The organism is Arthrobacter sp. zg-Y1219 (genome assembly GCF_030125545.1).
Classification (GTDB): domain Bacteria; phylum Actinomycetota; class Actinomycetes; order Actinomycetales; family Micrococcaceae; genus Arthrobacter_B.
Genome location: NZ_JASKLY010000016.1, coordinates 39186 through 59978, shown reverse-complemented (window position 1 = coordinate 59978; position 20793 = coordinate 39186). Strand labels below are relative to the sequence as shown.

Genomic DNA, 20793 nt, shown 5'->3' with positions numbered 1-20793 from the left:
GAAAACCGGCCGGCGCCCCTGGCGCCGGCCGGTTTTTTGCTGCCCGTAGGCTGAGGGCATGAATCCTCAGCCCGTGATTGCCGTCCTTGCCGGAAACCGTCCCCTCGTGGGACTGGAGGAGCTTCAGCGGCAGGCGGAGGTCCGGGTGACCGACAACGCCGGGCTGCCCGAGGCCCTGGCCGGCGCGGACATCCTCTACCTCTGGGACTACTTCGCCGACGGCGTCCGGCAGGCCTGGCCGGCCGCGGACTCCCTGCGCTGGATCCATGTTCCCGCCGCCGGCGTGGACAAGCTGCTGTTCCCCGAGCTGGTGGCCTCCGACGTCGTGCTCACCAATGCCCGCGGTGTCTTTGACCGGCCCATGGCCGAGCACGTGCTGGCAGCCATGTTCCATTTCGCCAAGGACTTCGGCCGCGCCTCCGCCCAGCAGCAGCGGCGCCAATGGCGCCAGTACGCAACCACCGACCTGGCCGGATCCTCCGTGCTGGTGGCGGGGACCGGCAGCATCGGCCGCTGCACGGCGCGGCTGCTGGCCGCCGTCGGACTGCGCGTCGATGGGATGGGCCGCACTGCCCGCAGCGGAGACGCGGACTTCGGCACCATTCACGCCAGCACTGATTTTGCCGCCGTGGCCGGCGCCTACGACTACATCGTGCTCGCGGCACCGCTCACCCCGGAGACCAGGGGCATGCTCGGCCGGGACGTCCTCGCCGCCCTGAAGCCGACGGCGGTGCTCATCAACGTGGGCCGCGGCGCCCTGGCGGACGAGCCGGCGCTGGAGGATGCCCTGCGCAGCGGGAGCCTGGCCGGAGCGGCGTTGGACGTGTTTGAGACCGAGCCGCTGCCGCAGAGCAGCGGGCTTTGGGAACTGGACAACGTGCTGGTTACCCCGCACCTGTCCGGGGATTCCCGGAAGCAGCTGCCGGAGCTGGCACGGCAGTTCGCGGAGAACCTGGCGGCATGGAAGGCCGGGCGGCCGCTCGCGAACGTGGTGGACAAGCAGCTGGGCTTCGTTCCCGCGTGAGTCAGTCGCCGTCGCCGTCGGTGTCTTCGTCGGCGTAGAGATCGTGGCTGTTGCCGTAGCTGGGGTCGAGGGGGGAGCGGAGCATCTGGTGGTCCTCGGGATGCTCGATGCAGGGCGTCGTGGCGAGCATGACGATCGTGTCCGGAACCAGCTCGCCCCGCTCATAGCGGACCGTCACACCGAGGGCGTTCTTCTCGAAGTACAGCTCCCGTGCCATGCCGTTTACTTCCTCGGGGAGGGAACGCTCTGAGGTTAGGGCCCAGCCGTCAGCCTCGAGCGGAATCCGGAGCGCGTCCAGTGCGTTGTTCGCCGTTTGCGGGTTGGCCGGAAAGCCGCTGAGTTCGCCGAACCATCTGGTCCTGGTGTGCTCTTCGTCGCCTTTCGATCCAAGGCAGGAGTCCTCCCGCAGGAGGTCCAGGTCGAGGTCCAGGAACGGTGCCGCTTCCTCCTGCAGGGCCGGGAGCAGGTCCTCGAAGGAGCCCTGCGCGGCGTTGAATTCCTCCGGGGACAGCGCCGGGTTGTCCGACCCCGCGCAGCCTGCCAGCATGGCTGCTGCCAGCACCGCGCCGGCAACCATCCGAAACTTCATTCTTCATCCCCCCGGCAGTGACCGACCTCCGTCGAGTATGGCATGCGGCACTGCATGCACCCGTTGGGCAGGGCTGCCCCTGGGCTGGGCAATGCCGGCTACCCGTTGACCGGGACCCTGCCCCGGCCCAGACTGGGGAACCCGGCCGCCCAGGCGCAGGAGTGCTGCGCAGGGTTCCGCCGGCCAAGTCAACGTGCGAAGGAAGTGCGGCGTGAAGGCTGTCCGTGTGCACCGCCAGGGTGAGGAACCGCAGATCGACGAGGTACCGGCACCTGAAATGGCGGGTCCTGGCGGATCCGGCCGGCACGTGGCAGTGCTGGGCGCCGGAATCCTGGGGGTCTCCGCTGCAGTGCAGCTGCTGCGCGGCGGCGCCCGGGTCACCTTGGTGACGGAGGGGCATCCGGCCAGCGGGGCATCGGGGCGGTCGCTGTCCTGGCTGAACTCCGGCGGCGACTATCCGCCGGACTACCATCAGCTGCGGCTGGCCGGCATCGACCGCTACCGCACCCTGCTGGCCCGGAATCCCGACATCGACTGGCTCCGCTTCGACGGCGGCGTGTACTGGGAGGAGGGCCCGGCGCTCGCCGCCCGGTACGAGGCCCAGCGGGCCAAGGCATACGACGCGCGGCTGGTTTCCGGCGCGGAGATCGCCGGCATGGTTCCGGGCCTGGACCGCGCGGCACTGCCATCCACGGCGCTGTTCAACCCGGGGGAGGGGTGGGTGGACCTTCCGCATTTGATCCGGCAGCTGCTGCGCGAATTCGCGCTCCGCGGCGGAACCTTGGTGACCGCTGCCGGGCCCACCGCGGTGGCAGCCGAGGGAGGGACCGCCGTCGGGCTCCGGACCGGGACGGGGACCCTGTACCCGGCCGACGCCGTCCTGGTCGCCGGCGGTGCCGGCACTCCGGCGATCCTGCGGCCGCTGGGCCTTGACCTGCTGGACGGCTCGGAGCCGGCGCTGCTGGTGGTGACCGAGCCCAAGGCGCACGGACTGCGGGCGGTGCTGAACACGCCGCGGGTTTCCCTCCGGCCCCATCCCGGGTCCCGGCTGGCGCTGGACTCCGCCTGGTGCCTGGATCAGATCACGCAGCACGACGACGGCGGCTGGGCCGTGGATCCGCAGGTGGCCCAGGAGCTCGCGGACGAAGCCTCCGCGCTGCTGGCCGGACATCCCCGGCTGGTGCCGCAGGGCTGGCGGATCGGGCTGAAGCCGGTGCCAGGCGACGGGCTGCCCGCCCTGGGGCCGGTTCCCGGTGTGCCCGGTTGCTTTGTGGCGTTCACGCATTCCGGAGCGACGCTGGGGCTGATCGCCGGGGAACTGCTGGCCGGGGAAATCCTCTCCGGGCGTCCGCATCCGATGCTGGCGCCGTTCCGGCCCGAGCGGCTGATTCGTCCCGCATCCGCGGTGCCGGCAGGGCCCGGTCTGGCCGAAGGATGACCGCTGCGGCACGGTGACGGACTACGGGCCGGTGCTGCTGCTGCGCGGTCGTGCCAGTGCCGCAAACTCACCGGGCGTCCACCCCGTGGCCCGGCGGAAATCGCGGGAGAAATGGGCCTGATCCGCGTAGCCGAGCCGCGAAGCGAGGTCGCCGAGCGACCCGTCGGAGAGGCGCAGCACAGCGCCGGCTTCCTGCAGCCGGCGCTGCCGGATGAGCCAGAGCGGGCTGACACCCAGGAACCGTGCGCACAGCCGCTGCAGCGTCCGCTCACGCAGCCCGAAAACTTCGCAGAGGGACCGCACGGAGGTGATTGCGGCGTCGTGCTCCACGCGTGCGACCAGCCGGTCGATCAAGAGTGCGGCCCCGGCCGGCCGAGGAAGTGCCGCGAAGCGTTCCTCGATGAGCCGGCGTGCCGCGGCGTGTGCTGACGGCAGGGCCGGATCTGGGCTCATCCGGTCCCGGATGAGGGGCACCAGATCCGCCAGCAGAGGGATGGCCTCCAGTTCGGTATGCCGGTTCGTCAGGCCGGCAATGTCTTCCGCCAGTACCGCGCGGCCGGTGCTCGGAGTGAGCATGACGCCGAATGCCCACCCGGTGCCTGACAGTGGCACCCGGGCCGCCGTCGTAGTCGGGCCCACCAGCCGCGCGTATCCGGCGGTGATGCTGAGCAGACACACCGGATAGGTGAGGATCCGCTGTTCGCGGACTTCACCGCGGGGTACGTGCCACACGGGAATCCAGAACGCGCGGAGCCACCGGCCCGACGGCGGCGCGGGAGCGTAGCGGTGGATTGTGAAGGATTTGTCGCTCGGGCTGCTGAGGTGGCCCCTGCCGATTTCGCTCATTGCGTCGTTGTCGAACACCTGCCTGCTTCCGTCCGTGCTGTCGGATTTGTTCAAGACACCGCCGTCCGGACTGGCTTACCGTGAACGCAGAACGCAGACCGCAGGATCCAGCAGAACCGGTACCGATCCGAAACCCACTATCCAAGGAGCGATCATGACAACATCTCTGGACCTCTGGCGCAAGAACGCCGAGCCGTTTGGCTCACTCGTTTCCCGTGCCACGAACTGGGACGCTCCGACGCCCTGCGAGGGGTGGACCGCACGAGACCTCGTGGAGCACGTGGTCTCCACCGAACGGGATTTCCTGAAGCAGCACGGGCTGGCCGGTCCGGTGGTGGACACTGCCAATCCGGAGAGGCAGTGGCTGGAGCATGAACGCTTTGTCGCCGAGCTGCTGGCAGATCCGGCAGTCGCGGGCCGGGAGTTCGCCGGCTATTTCGGTCCCAGCACCATTGGAGAGACATTGGCGGGTTTTTACGGGGGTGACCTGATCGTGCACCGCTGGGATCTGGCCATCTCCCAGGGGGCCGACGCTGAACTCTCGGAGGAGGACTTGGACGCGGTGGACGCTGCGATGGACGGGTTCGGGGAGCAGGCCTACGGGCCCGGTTTGTTTGGGCCTCCCGTGCCGGTGCCCGACGACGCCGGTCACCAGCGCCGGGTGCTCGCCCGGACGGGACGCCGGTCCTGAAGGGGCAGCGGGTTACGGGAGCGAATGCTGCGGTGGGGCGGCCGGTGGCGAAAGCCGGCGGCCACCGCCGCTCAGCGGATCGCTGTCTGCGGCAACGCCCCCACCGACGCCGGATCGGCCAGCAGCCCGGCGAAGGCCAGCTCCGCGGCTCCGACCAGCAGCAGGTCCGAGCCCAGCGCCGCCCGGGAGATGGGAACCTCGCTGCCCAGCCCGCCGATGGCACCCTCGGCCACCGCGGCTTCAAGCCGGCCGGGAGCGAAGGAGTGGAGCACGCCCAGGAATCCGCCCAGCACGATGATGCCCGGATTGAAGATGTTCACGAAATTGGTCAGGGCCACGGCCAGCAGATCCAGCTGCCGGTGGGTTTCGGCAACCAGCGCGGGGGAGGAGTCCTGCGCCATGGCGGCCTCCAGCTGGTCCTGGTCGGCGTGATCGAGGTGCAGCACCGCCAGCAGCCGGCCGAGGCTGACCTCGGTCTCCAGGCAGCCGCGCCGGCCGCAGTGGCACGCGGCGCCGCCGGGGTTCACCACGGTGTGGCCCAGCTCGCCGGCGTAACCGGCGGCGCCGCGCAGAGGAACACCGCCCACCACGGCGCCGCCGCCCACCCCGCTCGCGCTGCCGTTGAGGTAGACGACGTCGGACGCTCCCACCGCAGCGCCGAACAGGCTCTCCGCCAGGGATCCCAGATTGGCGTCATTCGCGGCGCGGGCGGGCAGGCCCAGCCCGACGGACAGCGCGGAGGCCAGCGGTTCCTGGGACCAGGCCAGGTGCGGGGCCAGCAGCACCGAGCCGTCATGGTTGTTGACCAGCCCGGGAACAGCGGCCCCCACGCCGGCGATCCGGGTCATGCCGGCCAGCTCGGCTGACATGCCTTGAATCACTGCCCTGCTGATATTGACGGTATCGGCCACGGTGGGAGGGCTTCCGGCGTCGTACCGGACCCGGCGGTGAACCTTGCCGCCCAAACCCACCAGGCCCACGGTGACGGCATCGACGTCGGGATGTACGGCGATGGCCGCAACGTTCTCGTTCGCGTGCACCAGGGGACTGGGCCGGCCGACCCGTTTGAGCGGCTGCGGGTCCGTTTCATAGGCAAGCCCGAGCTCGCCCAGTTCGGCGGCGAGGGCTCCCACGGTGGAACGGTTGAAGCCGCACAGGCGGGTCAGATCGGCGCGTGAAAGCGGTCCCCGGCGGTGGAGCAGGGTCAGGATCCGGGAAAGGTTCTGCGCGCGGATGCTGTCGGTGCCCGGGGAGGTGCCAGCACTCATGTAACTGCCGTTTCTGCCGAAGTGGACGGTTTTCCAGCGTAACCCGGTCCCGGGAGGATGGCGGAATTTTGTTGTGAGGGATCCAATATCCGCCCGCTGGCTCGCAATTCACCGCGGGAAGTTGCCGAAAACCGTTGACAGGCATTCGCTCCGGCCATATGTTGTGGATTACAACTAATGCCGGATTTTGGAGTGAATTGTGACAATGACGCCATCGCCATCCGACCGTTTTACCTTTGGCCTCTGGACCGTGGGCTGGACCGGAAATGACCCGTTCGGTGTTCCGACCCGCTCCGCGCTGGACCCGGTCGAAGGCCTGCACCGGCTGGCCGAGCTGGGCGCCTACGGGGTGACCTTCCACGACAACGACCTCATTCCGTTTGACGCCACGGCGGCCGAACGCGGACAGATCCTGAAGAACTTCACCACGGCGCTGGCGGAAACCGGCCTGAAGGTGCCCATGGTCACCACCAACCTGTTCAGCCATCCGGTCTTCAAGGACGGCGGCTTCACCTCCAATGACCGCTCCGTCCGCCGCTTCGCCCTACGCAAGGTCCTCACCAACCTGGACCTGGCCGCGGAGATGGGTGCGGAAACATTTGTCATGTGGGGCGGCCGCGAAGGCGCCGAGTACGACGGATCCAAGGACTTCGCCGCGGCGTTTGACCGCATGAAGGAGGGCGTCGACACCGCTGCCGGCTACATCAAGGAACAGGGCTACAACCTGCGCATCGCGCTGGAGCCCAAGCCGAACGAGCCCCGCGGGGACATCTTCCTGCCCACCATCGGGCATGCCCTGGCCTTCATCGGTCAGCTGGAGCACGGCGACATTGTGGGGCTGAACCCCGAAACGGGCCACGAACAGATGGCCGGGCTGAACTTCACGCACGGCATCGCCCAGGCACTGTGGTCCGGCAAGCTCTTCCACATCGACCTCAACGGCCAGAAGTCCATCAAGTACGACCAGGACCTGGTCTTCGGCCACGGCGACCTGACCAGCGCCTTCTTCACCGTGGACCTGCTGGAGAACGGCTTCCCCAACGGCGGCCCCACGTATGACGGCCCGCGGCACTTTGACTACAAGCCCTCCCGCACCGAGGGCTACGACGGCGTCTGGGCTTCCGCGGCCGCCAACATGTCCATGTACCTGCTGCTCAAGGAACGCGCCCGGGCCTTCCGCGCCGATCCCGAGGTCCAGGAAGCCCTGGCCGTCTCCGGCGTCTTTGAACTGGGCCAGTCCACCCTGGACGCCGGGGAAAGCACCGCCGATTTCCTCGCCGACGCCGGGTCCTTCGAGAATTACGACGCCGACAAGGCCGGCGAGCGCGACTTCGGCTTCGTCCGGCTGAACCAGCTGGCGCTGGAACACCTGATGGGCGCCCGCTAAAGCGCACCGTCTTCTCCTGCCGCCGGGTCCGTCTCCACTGGGCCCGGCGGTTCCGGCATTATGGCGCTTCCCCTCTGCCGATCCGAGAATCAGAAAACCCAACGAAAGGTACTTCCATGGCCCTGGTCGCCGGAGTGGACAGCTCCACCCAGTCCTGCAAGGTGGTGATCCGGGATGCCGGCACCGGCGCGCTGATCCGCTCCGGCACTGCACGGCACGAGTCCGGCACCGAAATCGATCCGGACATCTGGTGGTCGGCCCTGCAGGAGGCGCTGGCCGCGGCCGGCGGCCTGGATGATGTGGCAGCAGTGGCGGTTTCCGGACAGCAGCACGGGATGGTCTGCCTGGACGAGGACGGCGCGGTGGTCCGCCCGGCCCTGCTCTGGAACGACACGCGCTCCGCGGCGGCCGCGGACAAGCTCGTCTCCGACGCCGGGCCCGACGGCGCCCGGTACTGGGCGGCGGAAACCGGCACCGTTCCGGTGGCCTCCATTACCGCGGCAAAACTGCGCTGGCTGGCCGAGAACGAGCCGGAGAACGCCGCCCGCACCGCCGCCGTCTGCCTGCCGCACGACTGGCTGAGCTGGCGCCTCGCCGGACACGGCCCGGGCAGCGGCCGCGCCGGACTCGACGCGCTGCGCACCGACCGCTCCGATGCCTCCGGCACCGGCTACTGGTCCCCGCGCACCGGCGAATACCTGCCGGCGGTCCTGGAGCAGACGCTGGGTCACGTGCCGCTGTTGCCCCGGGTCCTGGGCCCCCTCGACGCGGATCAGCGCACGGCCGGTGGCGCCGTCATCGCGCCGGGCACCGGTGACAATGCCGGCGCCGCACTCGGCGTGGGCGCCGGGGTGGGCGATGTCGTCGTTTCCGTGGGGACCTCCGGCACGGTTTTCGCGGTCACTTCCGATCCCACCGCCGATGCCACCGGCCTGGTGGCCGGCTTTGCGGACGCCAGCGGCCACTTCCTGCCGCTGACTGCCACCCTGAACGCCTCCCGCGTCCTGGACGCGACGGCGGACCTGCTGTCCGTGGACCTTCCCGCGCTGACCCGGCTGGCGCTCGAAGCTGCGGAAGGTGCCGGCGGGCTGAGCCTGGTGCCGTACTTCGAGGGCGAGCGCACGCCCAACCTTCCCGACGCCACGGGGTCCCTGCACGGGATAACCCTGGCGAATTACACGCCGGCCAACCTGGCCCGCGCCGCCGTCGAAGGCATCGCCTGCTCGCTGGCGGACGGGTTGGCTGCACTGGCCGATCTGGGCATCGAGGCCCGCCGCATCATCCTGGTGGGCGGCGGTGCCCGGTCCGAGGCGCTGCAGCACGCGGTGTCGGCCGTGTTCGGCATGCCGGTTACCGTGCCGGAACCGGGGGAGTACGTGGCCGACGGCGCCGCGCGGCAGGCAGCCGCGGTCCTCGCCGGGGAATGGCCGCAGTGGACCGCTGCCGCCGCCTCCGTGGTGCAGGCCCCGCCGGCTCCGCACATCCTGGAGCGCTACCGCCGGGTTGCCGGTCTGGCCTAGGAGGGCAGAAGGGGGCTAGCGTTCCGGCCATGACCTCAGACCCAGTGGAGAGCAACCCGGACCACTATCGGGTGATATTCGAGAATGAGCGGGTGCGTGTGTTGGAGTACCGGGATGCTCCCGGGCAGCGCACGTCCGCCCATCATCATCCGGACAGCGTGATGATCACGGCCAGCGCGTTCCGCCGGCGGCTCGAGTCCGAGGGCAGGCAGTTGGATGTGGAGCTGCCGGCGTTAGCCGTCCGCTGGCTGCCAGCCCAGGAGCACTCCGGCGAGAATACCGGTGGGACGGACACCCACGCGTTCTTCGTCGAACTCAAGGAACCGTCCCCCGGGGCTGCCGCGCCGGGACGGCCGGCGCTGGGGCCCGACGCCCCTGAAGCCTAGGAGCCCCCCACCTCCACTCACACCCACCCACCCCCACCCCTCTCACCGAAATGGCAGAAAGTGCTCTTCTCAGCCCTGAGACGAGCACTTTCTGCCATTTCGGTGAAGAGCGTGTTACGAAACCCTTGTAATTTGTTTGGAATTACGTAATTCTCTAGACATGGTTTCGGAACATGAGGGTCGGCAGCGGGCGCTGGAAGCCCGGCTGCAGGCCGTGGAGGCGCGGGTCGCGGCCCTGGAACGGCGGGCGCAGGTCCGGGAACCGCCGTCGGACGCGGGCGAAGAATCCGACATTTTCTGGGCGCTGAACGGCGTGCGGGAGCGCTACCCCGATCCGGGAGCCGTCCTCTTCGCCGGCACCGCCGGCACGGCAGCGGGCGCGCGCTACGAGTACCAGTACGGACTGGAAACCGCGCACCTGCTCGACGTCGACTGGACCCGGTTCGCCGATTCCCTGGCCGCGCTGGGCCATCCCGTCCGGTTGGCGATCCTGCGTGCGGTGCTCGACGGAACCGAGACCGTCTCGGGACTCGTGGAAGAGCTGGGCTCCGGCACTTCCGGGCAGATCTATCACCACGTCCACCAACTGACCGCCGCCGGTTGGCTCGCGCCGCACGCGCGGTCCCGCTATCGCATTCCGCCGGCCCGGGTAATTCCGCTGCTGGCCATTCTGACTGCTGTCACAGGAGGTAACTGACATGCCCAGATCCAAACAGCGACGCACGATCGTGGGGATCCTCGCGGCCTCAGCGGTGCTGGCCTGCGGGCTGATCGCCGCGCCCTGGGCGCCGCGGTTGTCGACCGAGGTCTCCGGGGACGCCGCCCTGGCCGCGGCAGTGCGGCCGCTGCTGAAGAATTCCGCGGACAAGGTCAGCGTGGCCTACCTCGACGGCGGCTCCGTCCGGTTTGTCGGGTTCGGCGCCGATGACCGGACCGAATTCGAGATTGGCTCGGTGTCGAAGACGTTCACCGCTGCCCTGCTGGCGGACGCCGTCGAGCGCGGCGAGGTGACGCTGGAGACCACCGTCGCCGACATCCTCGGGGAGGACCTGATCGATCCCGACGCCGAGATCGGCACGGTCACACTCGCCGAGCTGGCCAGCCACCGCTCCGGGCTGCCCCGCGTCGGAACGGATCCCGCCTCGATCTTCTCCCTCTTTGCCGGATCTCTCCTGCACCGGGATCCCTATGCCGCCTCACCCGCCGAGGTCCTGGAGCGGGCACAGGCTGAATCGGTGGGCGGCCGGGGCAGCGTGAGCTATTCCAACCTGGGATATGCCTTTCTCGGGCAACTGCTGGCGACGGCCGCGGGGACGGACTATGCCGACCTGGTGCAGCAGCGAATCGTGGAGCCGTTGGGACTGCACGACACCTACACTCCGGTCACCGCCGACAACCTGCGCCCCGGTGCTCCGACGGGCAGGGGAGCCGGCGGGCTGGGGCAGGGGGCCTGGACCGGAAACGGCACCGCTCCGGCCGGCGGAATCCGCTCCACCGCCGCGGACATGACCACCTATGTGCAGGGGCTGCTGGCCTCCACGGCTCCGGGCAGCGCGGCGCTGGACCCGGTCTGGGACACCGGCGACGACGGCGAACAGGTGGGCCTGGCATGGTTCACCCAGGTCTCGGAGGCCTCGCCGGCCCGGTCCGCGACGTGGCACAACGGTCAAACCGGCGGGTACGCCGCGATGGTGGCGATGGACCGCGACGCCGGCCGGGCAGTGATCATTCTGTCCAATGTGGCAGCCGGTCAGGAAGAAGCCGCACTGACGCTGCTGAAGGAGGGCATCTGATGGCTCTCACCCTCGTGGCGTGGATGGTCTCCGGCTTCTTGGCCTTCTCCTGCCTTTCCCTGGCCTATTCCGCCTGGAAGCAGGAGGCTTGGCTGTCCGGACGCAGCCGGATGTCCCTGCTGGTCGGATTGTTGGAAGCCGCAACCATCGCGGGCATTGTCCGCCTTGTGACGCAGTGGAGCACGGGGACGGTGGTGGTATGGGTGGTGGCCGTGGCAGCACTGGCGGCAGCCGTTGCCGGACTGATCATTCGCTGGCATGACCTGCCTGTGCGGTCCCGGTCCGCGGAGATCGCCGCTCCGAAGGCATACCCGGAAAGTACCGGGGTGCCAGTGCAGGAGGATGCAGGGGCGCCAGAGCCGAACCCGGAGGCATACCCGGAAAGTGCCGGGGTGCCAACGGAGTCCGGCCGAACCGCGACGGCGACTGTTCTCCGGTCCAAGTCGCGGAAGGCGTCGCGGAAGAAACCGAAGAAGGAACCGGGCAGGGCAACAGTGGCCGGACACGCCTGCCTTCTTGCCGCCGTCGTCGGCTTGTCCTTTGTCATCGGCTAGCTGGCCGCCCCTCCCTCGCCACCCCGCCCCTCGCCGAGATGGCAGAAAGTGCACGTCTCAGGGCTGAGAAGAGCACTTACTGCCATCTCGCGGGGAAGGGGGAGGAGTTAGCCCGCGACTGCGTCGGCCGCCGCGGTCTCGGACGGCGAAGTACGGACCGCGGCGGTCATCTCGCGCAGGAAGCGGACGGCGGCGAGGTCGTCCTCGGCACCGCCGCCCTCGTGCCCGTTAAACGGCCACGCCGTGATCTGCTTCGGCCCGGAATAGGCGTTGTACGCGGCATACACGGTGGACGGGGGAGTGACGGGATCCATGAGCCCGGCCGTGAACAGAGCCGGTATGTTGGCCTGCGCGGCAAAGTTCACGCCGTCGAAGTAGCGCAGGGTCTGCTGTGCCCGCTCGGCCTCGGTGCGGTGGACGGACAGGAAGTCGCGGATCTCCCGGTACGGATAGGCATCGGTGATCTGCAGGGCGCGCGGAAAATCGGCCAGGAACGGCACGCGCGCGACGACGGCGCGCAGGCCCGGACAGAGCGCGGCGGTGGCCAGCGCAACGGCGCCGCCCTGGCTCATGCCGGTGACCGCCACCCGGCCCGGATCCACCGCCGACAGCTCGCGCGCCGCCTGCACGGCCCGCACGGCGTCGGTGAACAGCCGGCGGTAATAGTAGGTCTGCGGATCCAGGATGCCCCGGGTCATCACGCCGGGAACCTGCGGTCCTGCGCTGCCGGCGCCGTCCGCCGTCGCTCCCTTGCTCCAGGACGCGCCCTGCCCGCGGGTGTCCATGTGCAGGTGCGCGAAACCGGACCCCGCCAGGAGCAGGTTCTCGTGCGGCTCGCCGCGCCCGCCGCCGTACCCGACGTATTCCACCACGCACGGCAGCGGCTCGGCGGCGCCGTGCGGCACGCGCAGCCAGGCGTGCACCGGCTCCCCGTTCCAGCCGGCGAAGACGACGTCGTACACGTCCACCGCTTCCAGCACGGTGGGTTCGGCGGTGACGGTCAGGTTCAGGGGATGGGACTGCGCCTCGGCGAGGGTCTCGGTCCAGAACGAGCTGAAGTCGGCCGGACAGGTCTGGGAGCTGGTGTAGGCCGCGAGCTGGTCGGCGGGCATGTCGGAATACATGCAGAAATCCTAGCCGTTGAGGCTGGCCTCACAGACTTCGATGCCGCAGTGCAGCCGCCGGGTGGAATCCACCGTCCGCTGAGCACCGGTCAGCTCCACCTCCTGCCGAAGCCGGATATCAGCGCTCGATGCCCCGAACTGCAGCTCCAGCACACCCGCCTCCACGATCCGGGCGCCGCCGCGTCCGGTGAAGGCGGCGAGGTCCGCCGGCACCGTGAAGCCAACCCGGGCAGCGGCTCCGGCCGCCAGCGGCACCCGGACGTAACCGATCAGCCGCTGCACCGGCCGGACCACCGAGGCCACCGGATCGTGCAGGTACAGCTGGACGATCTCCGCGCTGTCGCGCCCGCCGGTATTGGTGACCGTGAGGCTGACTCGGGTTTCCCCGTCCACCGGGAACTGCTGCGGCCCGTCCAGGACCAGGTCGCTGAACTCAAAGCTGGTGTAGCTCAGGCCGTGCCCAAAGGCGAAGGCGGGGGTGGGGTCGATGTTGGAGACCTCGCTCGCCTGTCCCAGCGGCGCGGTCAGATAGGTTGCCGGCTGCGCGCCCGGGGAGGCCGGAACGCTGACCGGCAGCCGGCCGCTGGGGTTGGTCCGCCCGCTGAGCACGCCGGCCAGCGCAGGCCCGCCCTCTTCGCCCGGGAAAAACGCCTGCACGACGGCGGCGGCACGGCCGGGCGCGCCGCCCAGGGCATACGGACGGCCGGTCAGCAGGGTCAGGACCACCGGGGTTCCGGCCTCCAAGAGCTGATCCAGCAGCTGCTGCTGCACGCCCGGAAGCACCAGGGACTCCACGTCGCAGCCCTCTCCGCTGGTGCCGCGGCCGAAGAGTCCGGCGCGGTCGCCCAGGACGGCAATGACGACGTCGGCTTCCGCGGCTGCGGCCAGCGCCGCACCGAAACCGTCGGTGTCCGGGCCGTCAATGCTGCAGCCGGGCACCACGGTCACCATGCTGCCGGGGAATTCCCGCCGCACGGACTCGGCCACCGTGGGCAGGGCGATGCCGGTGTCGATGTCCGGATGCTGGCTGCCCACATGCGCGGGGAAGGAATAGCAGCCCAGGAAAGCCATCGGGTTGTCAGCATTGGGGCCGATCAGCGCGATCCGCTGCGGAGCCTGCAGCGGCAGGATGCCGTTGTTCGCAGTCAGGATGATGGCTTGTTCAGCCACCTCCGCCGCCAGCCGGCGGTTGGCGTCCGGATCCAGGAAGACGGTGCCGCGCAGCGCGCCGGCGGTGCCGGGGCCAGTGCCGGGGACGCTGCCCGCGCCGTCGGCCGCACTGTTGCCCGCGCCGTCGGCCGCTCCCAGTGAACCCGCCAGTGCCCCCGGAACCGGAGTCCAGTCCGCGTCCAGCAGCCCGAGCTCGATTTTCTGAACCAGCACGCGGCGCAGCGCACGGTCGATGACGGCGGAATCCAGCCGCCCGGACTCCACCTCCTCGATGAGGTGGTCGCCGAACGCGTTGACGGTGGGAAGTTCCACGTCCACGCCGGCGGTGAGGGCAGCGGAGGCGGCCTCGCCCAGGGTCCCGGCGACGCGGTGCAGATCCTTGAGGAAGGCGATCCCGAAGTAGTCAGCCACCACGGTGCCGGTAAAGCCCCAGGTGTCGCGCAGCAGCTTGGTCAGCAGGTCGGCGTCCGCGGCGGACGGGATGCCGTCGGCGTCGGTGTAGGCATGCATGACGGAGCGGACCCCGGAGTCCCGCACCGCCATCTCGAAGGGAGCGAGCACGACGTCGGCGAACTCCCGCGGACCAATGGACACCGGCGCGAGGTTCCGGCCGGCGCGGGAGGCGGAATAGCCGGCAAAGTGCTTCAGGGTGGCCACGATGCCCGCGCCCTCCAGGCCCTGGATGTAGGCGGTGGCAATGGTGCCGATCAGGTACGGATCCTCGCCGATGGTTTCCTCCACCCGGCCCCACCGCGCGTCGCGCACCACGTCAAGAACCGGGGCCAGGCCCTGGTGAATGCCCACCGAACGCATGTCGGCGCCGATCGCGGCGGCCATCCGGCGGATCAGCTCGGGGTTGAAGGTGGCGCCCCAGGACAGCGGCACCGGATAGGCGGTGGCGCCCCAGGCGGCGAACCCCGCCAGGCATTCCTCATGAGCCACGGCCGGGATGCCGAACCGGTTTGCTGCAACGATGCGCTGCTGCGTGCGCATCAGGGACAGGGCGCCGACGGCGGCATCCACCGGTTTGGTGCCGAAGGGCCGGGTCAGCTGGCCCAGCCCGTGCGGCAGCAGCGCCTCCAGGTCCACGGCGGTGTTCTGGTCATGCTGGTGCGGGGCCACTTCGCCGCCCTCGCTGGAGACGCCCACCCAGACCCCGAACAGCTGGGCGGTTTTTTCCCGCAGGGTCATTTCCCCGATCAGGGCTTCAACGCGCTCGGCGGCGGACAGGGAGGAATCGCGCCAGCGGGCGCGTTCAATAGTTGCATCGGTCATTATTTTCCTCCGACCCCCATGAGGCCTTGGACAAGTGCGCGGCGCGCAAAGAGGTACACGAGCAGGACGGGAATCATGGAGACGGTCACGGCGGCCAGGATCCCCGGTACGTTCACGCCGTACTGGGTTTGGAAATTGAACAGCCCGAGGGTGACCACCCGGGAGGATTCGGACTGGGTCAGGATCAGCGGCAGCAGGAATCCGTTCCAGCCCTGCAGGGCGGAGAACACCGCAATGGTGGAGAGTCCGCCCTTGGACAGGGGCAGCACCAGCCGCAGGAAGGTCCGGGTGGGGCTGGCGCCGTCCACGGACATCGCCTCGTAGAGTTCCGGGGTGATGTCGCGCATGGTGCCGGTCAGGATGAGGGTGCAGATGGGCAGGGCAAACGCCGCAGTGGGCAGGATGATGCCCAGCAGGGTGTCATACAGTCCCGCGGTGTTGATCAGATAGAACATCGGCACGATCACGGCCTGGACCGGGATGGCCAGCCCGAGCAGGAAAAAGCGGAACACCAGCGTGGTGGCGCGGCCCTGGCTGCGCACAATGGCGTAGGCCAGCGGCGGCACCACCAGCAGCACAATCGCAACCACGCCGCCGGTGACGATGAAGGTATTCAGGAAATAGCCGCCGAAGCCGCTCCGGAACACCTCCAGATAGTTCTCGAAGGTCAGGTTCGTGGGCAGCGAGAGCGGGCCGTTGGCACTGAAATCCGCGCGGCTCTGCACACTGGCGGCGATCATCACGTACAGCGGCAGCGCCACGATCACCAGCCAGAGCGCGGCGGCGGCACCGGCAATGTAGTTGGGGCGGGTACGCATTCAGAGTCCTTCCATGGTGCTGCGCATTTTGTCGTAGCCGGAGACCTTGACCATGATCAGGGAGATGGCGGTGGCCACCACCACCAGGACCAGGGCCACGGCGGCGCCGACGCCGAAGTCGAAGCGGCGGAAGGCCTGTTCGTACATGTAAAAGGCCGTGATGGTGGTTTCCGTGCCGGGTCCGCCGTTGGTCAGGATGAGCACTGTTTCGAAGGTGGTCAGCCCGCCCACCACCATCAGAATCACCGAGGTGATGATGCTGTTGCGCATCTGCGGCAGGGTGATGCTGAAAAAGGCACGGATCCGGCCGGCGCCGTCCACTTCGGCGGCCTGGTACAGCACCGGCGGCACGGATTTGGCCGCACCCTGGTAGATCAGGGTGTGGAACGGGGTGAACTGCCACATGCCCACAAAGATGATCACTCCGATGGCGCTCGCCTGGTGGCCGAACAGGTTTCCGTCACCGAACAGCCAGCGCAGCTGGGCGGGGATGCCGAAGTTCGGATCCAGCAGCGACCGCCAGAGGACGGAAATCGCGGCCGAGGACAGCAGCAGCGGCACAAAGTAGATGGCGCTGAGCACGGCCCGGTTGCGCTGTTTCCCCGCGGCCCAGACCCCCAGCAGGATGCTGACGGGGGTCTGGGTCAGGACGCCGAGCACAATGAACAGCAGGCTCAGCCACAGGCTTTGGAGCATCACCGAATCGCCGGCCAGCTCCTGCCAGTTCTCCAAACCCACGAACTTGGGTTCGCCGAGGCCGCGCCAGGAGCTGAAGGACAGCAGGACGACGGCGATCAGCGGCACCACGGCGAACAGTGCGAAGAAGAGCGTGGCGGGCAGGGTCCAGAGGAAGCCCGGACGGGTCTTGCGGTCCCGTCCACCCCGGGCCGGACGGGTCGATGCTGAGTCCTTCGGCGGAGCGGACCGGGGTGGATTGAGAGTAGTCATGAGAAGGTCCTAGAGCCCCTGCATGGCGGCGATGAAGCCGTCTTCGTCAATGCGCCCGCTGAAGAAATCGGCAACGGCGCCGTGGATGGTCGGCGTGGCCGACGGCGTGTACTCCTGGTCCCAGGAGAGCTGGAAGTTCGGTGCGTTCTGCACCACCTCGTACTGGAAACGGGCGTAGTCCGGGTTGGTGGCCTCGTCCAAGAACTGCTCGGTGTTGGTGGTGGTGGGCAGGTTGCCGATGGCCACCTGTTCCTGCACGAATTCATCCGAGTACATCAGCTTGAGGAAATCGCGCACGGTGTCCGGATAGCGGGTGTCGGCCAGCACCGAGTAGTAGTTGTTGGTGTTGCCGACCACGTTGGCCGGATCGCCCTTGCCGCCCTCGATCTCCGGGAACTCGCTGTAACCCAGGGAGTTGGCGGCGAACTCCGGTGCCGCGTCGCGGTGGGTTGAATAGGCCCAGGAGCCCATCAGCTCGAAGCCGGCCTGTCCGCTGGACAGCAGGGAGGCCGAACCGCCGTCGGTGAATTTCACTGACTGGTAGTTGCTTCCGAAGGCTCCGCTGTCCACCAGCTCCCTGAGCATGCCCAGGGCCTCGCGGCTTTCCTCGGACTCCCAGACGCTGGTGTCTCCGTTCAGGGCGGCTTCGAAGAGCTCGGGTCCGGCGACGCGGTCATAAACGTAGGAGAACCACATCTGGGTGGGCCATTCGTCAGCGCCGCCCAGGGCGATCGGGGTGACTCCCGCGGCCTTGAGCTGCTCCACGGCCGCCATCAGGTCATCCCAGGTGGCAGGAGGTTCGGTGATGCCGGCGGATGCCAGCACTTCCTCGTTGGAAAAGAGCATCACCGGCTGGGTGCCGCGCATCGGGATGCCGTAGACCTCATCCTCGACCGTTGCCGCCTCCAGCACGGTGGGAAGGAACCCTTCCCGGAGCTGCGGATCCTCCTCCATGAAATCGTTCAGCGGCATCAGCAGGCCTGCGTCCACGAAGTCGGTGATGGACCCGCCGCCCCAGTTGAAGAACACGTCCGGCGCGGAATCGGTGTCGATGACGGTCTGCAGCTTTTGCTGGTATTCGGCTCCGGGAATGGTGTCCAGGACAACCTTGACGTCGGACGTTTCATTGAACTTGTCGACCATGGCCTGCTCAACGGTGTTGCCGGCGTCGCCGTACACCAGGACATGCACCTCATTTTCGGGGCGGTCGGAGGACGCCCCGGTGTCGCCGCCCGAACAGGCTGCGAGGGAAAGGCCCAGAACCAGCGCGCTGGTGGCAGCGGCGGCTGGGCGGAACCAGCTGGTGGTGTTCTTCATTGAACTGCTCCTCGTGAACGGCTGTTCCGAAAGTTTCGTAACAGTTGCCGAAAGTTAGCGGATGCCGATAGCTTAGGTGGGGAAGTTTATGATCTGCAACACTTTTTTGGCAGAACTTCTCCGATTCCTACCGAGCACTCAGGAGAACGGCATGTCCGCATCGACACCCTCCGCCCGCGTAACCCTGGCGGAACTGGCCTCCGAGGCCGGTGTTTCGCTCTCCACGATTTCGAAAGTTCTGAACGGCAGGAGCGACGTTTCCCGGGAAACCCGCACGAAAGTTGAGGGACTGCTGGATGAACACGGCTATCGTCGGCGCGGCTCCCGGACACCGAAATCCCGCCTGTTGGAGCTGGTCTTTCACGAACTCGAGAGCGCCTGGGCGCTGGAGATCATCCGGGGCGTGGAAAACGTGGCCCGCGAAAACGGGCTCAGCGTGGTGCTGACGGAAAGCGGAACACGGCATGCTCCCGGCCCCGAGTGGGTGGAGGGCGTCATTGCCCGCCAGCCCGCCGGCGTCGTACTGGTGTTTGCTGACCTGGCCCAGGATTGCCGGCGGCGGCTGGAAGCGCGCTCGATTCCCTTCGCGATCATCGACCCGGCCGGGGATCCGGCGCCGGATGTGCCGTCGGTGGGATCCGCCAACTGGGCCGGTGGGATGATGGCGACCCGGCACCTGATCGACCTGGGGCACACGCGGATCGCGGCCATTACCGGGCCGGAGGACGTGATGTGTTCACTGGCCCGGATTGACGGTTACCGGACGGCGCTGAACGCGGCAGGGCTGCCCTTTGACCGGCAGCTGATCCGCTACGGGAACTTCCATGTTGACGGCGGCCGCGACCATGCGCTGGAACTGCTGCGCCGACCCAACCGGCCCACGGCCATCTTCGCCGGCAGCGACATTCAGGCGCTGGGCGTGCTGGATGCGGCCCGCCAGCTCGGCATCTCCGTGCCCGGCGAGCTCTCGATCGTGGGATACGACGATCTGCAGGTGGCCCGCTGGTCCAGCCCGGCGCTGACCACGGTGCATCAGCCGCTGATCGAGATGGCCGAGGAAGCCGCGCGCATGGTGCTGATGCTCCGGGAGGGGGAGGTGCCGAACAATCTCCGCCTGGATCTGGCGACGAGCCTGGTGGTGCGGCAGAGCACGGGGCCGGCGCCGGAAGCCGTGCGTCCGCTGGCCGCGGCGGGATAGGCCGGCGCATCGACGCCGGGGCGCCGCGAAACGGCACGACGGCGACACCGGCACCACGGCAACACCGGCCGCCATCGTTCAGCGGCCGGCCGCTTCCGCTCAGGCCGGCTTGGTGGCTTCCGCCTCGGCGGCAGCCCGGCCGCCCTCCAGCGCCGCCATGCCGCCGCGCCGGTAGGCGGGAGTCGCCGCGGCGAGGATCAGCGTCATCAGCGCGCAGCAGCCGATGATCACTGCTGACATTGCCAGGGCCCGGCCGCCGAAGACACCCACCAGCGGGCTGACGACGCCGGCAACTCCCACCTGCAGCGCACCGATCAGGGCCGCGGCGGAACCGGCCATGTGCCCGTAGTTGCCCAGCGCCATGACCGTGGCGTTCGCCGCGATCAGTCCGTGCATGCCCAGCACCAGCCACAGGCCCCCGGCCAGGCCGAAGACCCCGCCGAAGCCGGTGGCGATGATGACCGGCAGCAGCAGGGACAGCCCCAGCAGGATGGGCACGGCGATGCGCAGGATGCTCATCGGCGACGCGCGGTGGACCAGGGCGGCGTTGGCCTGGGCGGAGATGACCATCCCGGCGCCGTTGATCGCAAACACCAGCGCGTACTGCCCGGCGGTGAGGCCGTACTCATCCTGGAACACGAACGGTGAACCCACCACATAGCTCATGATGACTGCCATCCCGAGGCCGGGAATGAAGGCCAGGGCGAGGAAATGCCGGTCCCGCAGCAGCACCCGGTACCCGGTGAAGGCGCTGGGCCCGCCGCTGCCCCGGCGCCGTTCGGCCGGCAGCGTTTCGGGCATGAAGCGCCAGACGATCAGCACCAGGATGAGCCCGATCAGGGCCAGCGCCACAAAGACCGCCCGCCACTGCCAAATGCCGGCCACGGCCTGCCCGAGGGTGGGAGCCAGCAGCGGTGCCAGTCCGATGATCAGCATCAGCCGGGACAGCAGCCGCGCGGCGTCGGAGCCGACAAAGCGGTCCCGGATCACGGCAATTGCCACCACGCCGGCGGCGGCGTTGAAGAATCCCTGCAGGATCCGCAGCGCGATCAGTGAACCGATGCCGGGAGCGACGGCGCACAGCAGCGACACGATGACGTGCAGGCTGATGCCGATCAGCAGCGGCAGCCGCCGCCCAAACCGGTCCGAGAAGGGCCCGATGACCAGCTGCCCGACGGCGGCGCCGATCAGTGTGCCGGACATGGTGAACTGGGCCGCGGCCTGGCTGGTCTGCAGATCCGCCGCCACGGTGGGCAGCGACGGCAGATACATGTCGGTGGTGACCGCAGGCAGCGCCGCCAGGGCGCCGAGCATCAGGATGTACTTGATCCCTGGATGGTAAGAGGGTCGGGTGCCCTGTGCCCTGGCGGGGTTGCTCAAGCGGCGCTCCTTGCGGTGGTGAAAAGGAAGGAAAAGGGGGAGGGAGGCCCAAACGGGCCCCGTTCAG

Annotated in this window: 19 protein-coding genes; 10 read left to right on the top strand and 9 right to left on the bottom strand. The window is 68.7% G+C overall.

Translation table 11 applies throughout. The features are described 5' to 3' along the window. Positions 1-58: 58 nt before the first annotated feature. On the top strand, positions 59-1024 hold the full coding sequence (locus QNO00_RS13685) for a D-2-hydroxyacid dehydrogenase (protein WP_284024894.1): 966 nt from the start codon (positions 59-61) through the stop codon (positions 1022-1024). A 1-nt stretch (position 1025) separates the two neighbouring features. On the opposite strand, the gene QNO00_RS13680 is transcribed toward QNO00_RS13685, so the two are convergent. After that, on the bottom strand, positions 1026-1613 hold the full coding sequence (locus QNO00_RS13680) for a hypothetical protein (RefSeq protein ID WP_284024893.1): 588 nt from the start codon (positions 1611-1613) through the stop codon (positions 1026-1028). Positions 1614-1824: 211 nt separating this feature from the next. Between QNO00_RS13680 and QNO00_RS13675 the strand changes: the two genes are divergently transcribed. Beyond that, a complete protein-coding gene (locus QNO00_RS13675; protein WP_349643489.1) occupies positions 1825-3051 on the top strand; it encodes an NAD(P)/FAD-dependent oxidoreductase in 1227 nt (408 codons plus the stop codon). Positions 3052-3072: 21 nt separating this feature from the next. Here the strand turns inward: QNO00_RS13675 and QNO00_RS13670 are convergent, their stop codons facing one another. Beyond that, positions 3073-3951: a helix-turn-helix domain-containing protein gene (locus QNO00_RS13670; RefSeq protein WP_284024892.1), complete on the bottom strand. Its 879-nt coding sequence runs from the start codon at positions 3949-3951 to the stop codon at positions 3073-3075. Positions 3952-4051: 100 nt separating this feature from the next. Between QNO00_RS13670 and QNO00_RS13665 the strand changes: the two genes are divergently transcribed. After that, positions 4052-4588 (top strand): TIGR03086 family metal-binding protein, encoded by a 537-nt coding sequence (locus QNO00_RS13665; RefSeq protein ID WP_284024891.1) that lies wholly within the window; start codon positions 4052-4054, stop codon positions 4586-4588. Between the two features lie 71 nt (positions 4589-4659). Here QNO00_RS13665 and QNO00_RS13660 read toward each other — a convergent pair whose 3' ends face one another. Further along, the gene (locus QNO00_RS13660; RefSeq protein ID WP_284024890.1) at positions 4660-5856 is read right to left on the bottom strand and encodes an ROK family protein; all 1197 of its coding nucleotides are present in this window, start codon (positions 5854-5856) and stop codon (positions 4660-4662) included. 205 nt (positions 5857-6061) lie between these two features. On the opposite strand from QNO00_RS13660, the gene xylA reads away from it, so the two are divergent. From xylA to QNO00_RS13630, 6 genes are all read left to right on the top strand, one after another. Next, a complete protein-coding gene (xylA, locus tag QNO00_RS13655) occupies positions 6062-7243 on the top strand; it encodes a xylose isomerase (RefSeq protein ID WP_502863373.1) in 1182 nt (393 codons plus the stop codon). A gap of 116 nt (positions 7244-7359) precedes the next feature. Beyond that, on the top strand, positions 7360-8763 hold the full coding sequence (locus tag QNO00_RS13650; RefSeq protein WP_284024888.1) for a xylulokinase: 1404 nt from the start codon (positions 7360-7362) through the stop codon (positions 8761-8763). A 29-nt stretch (positions 8764-8792) separates the two neighbouring features. Continuing rightward, the gene (locus QNO00_RS13645; RefSeq protein WP_229964490.1) at positions 8793-9149 is read left to right on the top strand and encodes a cupin domain-containing protein; all 357 of its coding nucleotides are present in this window, start codon (positions 8793-8795) and stop codon (positions 9147-9149) included. A gap of 160 nt (positions 9150-9309) precedes the next feature. Further along, the gene (locus tag QNO00_RS13640) at positions 9310-9846 is read left to right on the top strand and encodes an ArsR/SmtB family transcription factor (RefSeq protein ID WP_284024887.1); all 537 of its coding nucleotides are present in this window, start codon (positions 9310-9312) and stop codon (positions 9844-9846) included. Between the two features lies 1 nt (position 9847). Further along, on the top strand, positions 9848-10942 hold the full coding sequence (locus tag QNO00_RS13635; protein ID WP_229964492.1) for a serine hydrolase domain-containing protein: 1095 nt from the start codon (positions 9848-9850) through the stop codon (positions 10940-10942). After that, the gene (locus QNO00_RS13630) at positions 10942-11496 is read left to right on the top strand and encodes a hypothetical protein (RefSeq protein ID WP_229964493.1); all 555 of its coding nucleotides are present in this window, start codon (positions 10942-10944) and stop codon (positions 11494-11496) included. Before QNO00_RS13635 ends, QNO00_RS13630 begins: the two co-directional genes overlap by 1 nt. Before the next feature lie 107 nt (positions 11497-11603). Here QNO00_RS13630 and QNO00_RS13625 read toward each other — a convergent pair whose 3' ends face one another. Genes QNO00_RS13625 through QNO00_RS13605 form a run of 5 tightly spaced genes read right to left on the bottom strand, consistent with a single transcriptional unit; the run spans position 11604 to position 18148 of the window. Then, positions 11604-12620 carry an acetylxylan esterase gene (locus QNO00_RS13625; protein ID WP_229964494.1) on the bottom strand — a complete coding sequence of 339 codons (1017 nt, stop codon included), beginning with the start codon at positions 12618-12620 and terminating at the stop codon, positions 11604-11606. Positions 12621-12629: 9 nt separating this feature from the next. Then, the gene (locus tag QNO00_RS13620; RefSeq protein ID WP_284024886.1) at positions 12630-15065 is read right to left on the bottom strand and encodes a beta-xylosidase/alpha-l-arabinosidase; all 2436 of its coding nucleotides are present in this window, start codon (positions 15063-15065) and stop codon (positions 12630-12632) included. After that, entirely contained in the window at positions 15065-15883 is an 819-nt protein-coding gene (locus QNO00_RS13615) for a carbohydrate ABC transporter permease (RefSeq protein ID WP_229964496.1), read from the bottom strand. Before QNO00_RS13615 ends, QNO00_RS13620 begins: the two co-directional genes overlap by 1 nt. After that, positions 15884-16831: a carbohydrate ABC transporter permease gene (locus QNO00_RS13610; protein ID WP_229964497.1), complete on the bottom strand. Its 948-nt coding sequence runs from the start codon at positions 16829-16831 to the stop codon at positions 15884-15886. 9 nt (positions 16832-16840) lie between these two features. Beyond that, a complete protein-coding gene (locus tag QNO00_RS13605; protein WP_229964498.1) occupies positions 16841-18148 on the bottom strand; it encodes an ABC transporter substrate-binding protein in 1308 nt (435 codons plus the stop codon). Between the two features lie 151 nt (positions 18149-18299). On the opposite strand from QNO00_RS13605, the gene QNO00_RS13600 reads away from it, so the two are divergent. Continuing rightward, positions 18300-19346, top strand: a complete 1047-nt coding sequence (locus QNO00_RS13600; RefSeq protein ID WP_284024885.1) for a LacI family DNA-binding transcriptional regulator — start codon at positions 18300-18302, stop codon at positions 19344-19346. A 99-nt stretch (positions 19347-19445) separates the two neighbouring features. On the opposite strand, the gene QNO00_RS13595 is transcribed toward QNO00_RS13600, so the two are convergent. Next, complete coding sequence (locus QNO00_RS13595) at positions 19446-20726, bottom strand: multidrug effflux MFS transporter (protein WP_284024884.1); 1281 nt, start codon at positions 20724-20726, stop codon at positions 19446-19448. Positions 20727-20793 lie beyond the last annotated feature (67 nt).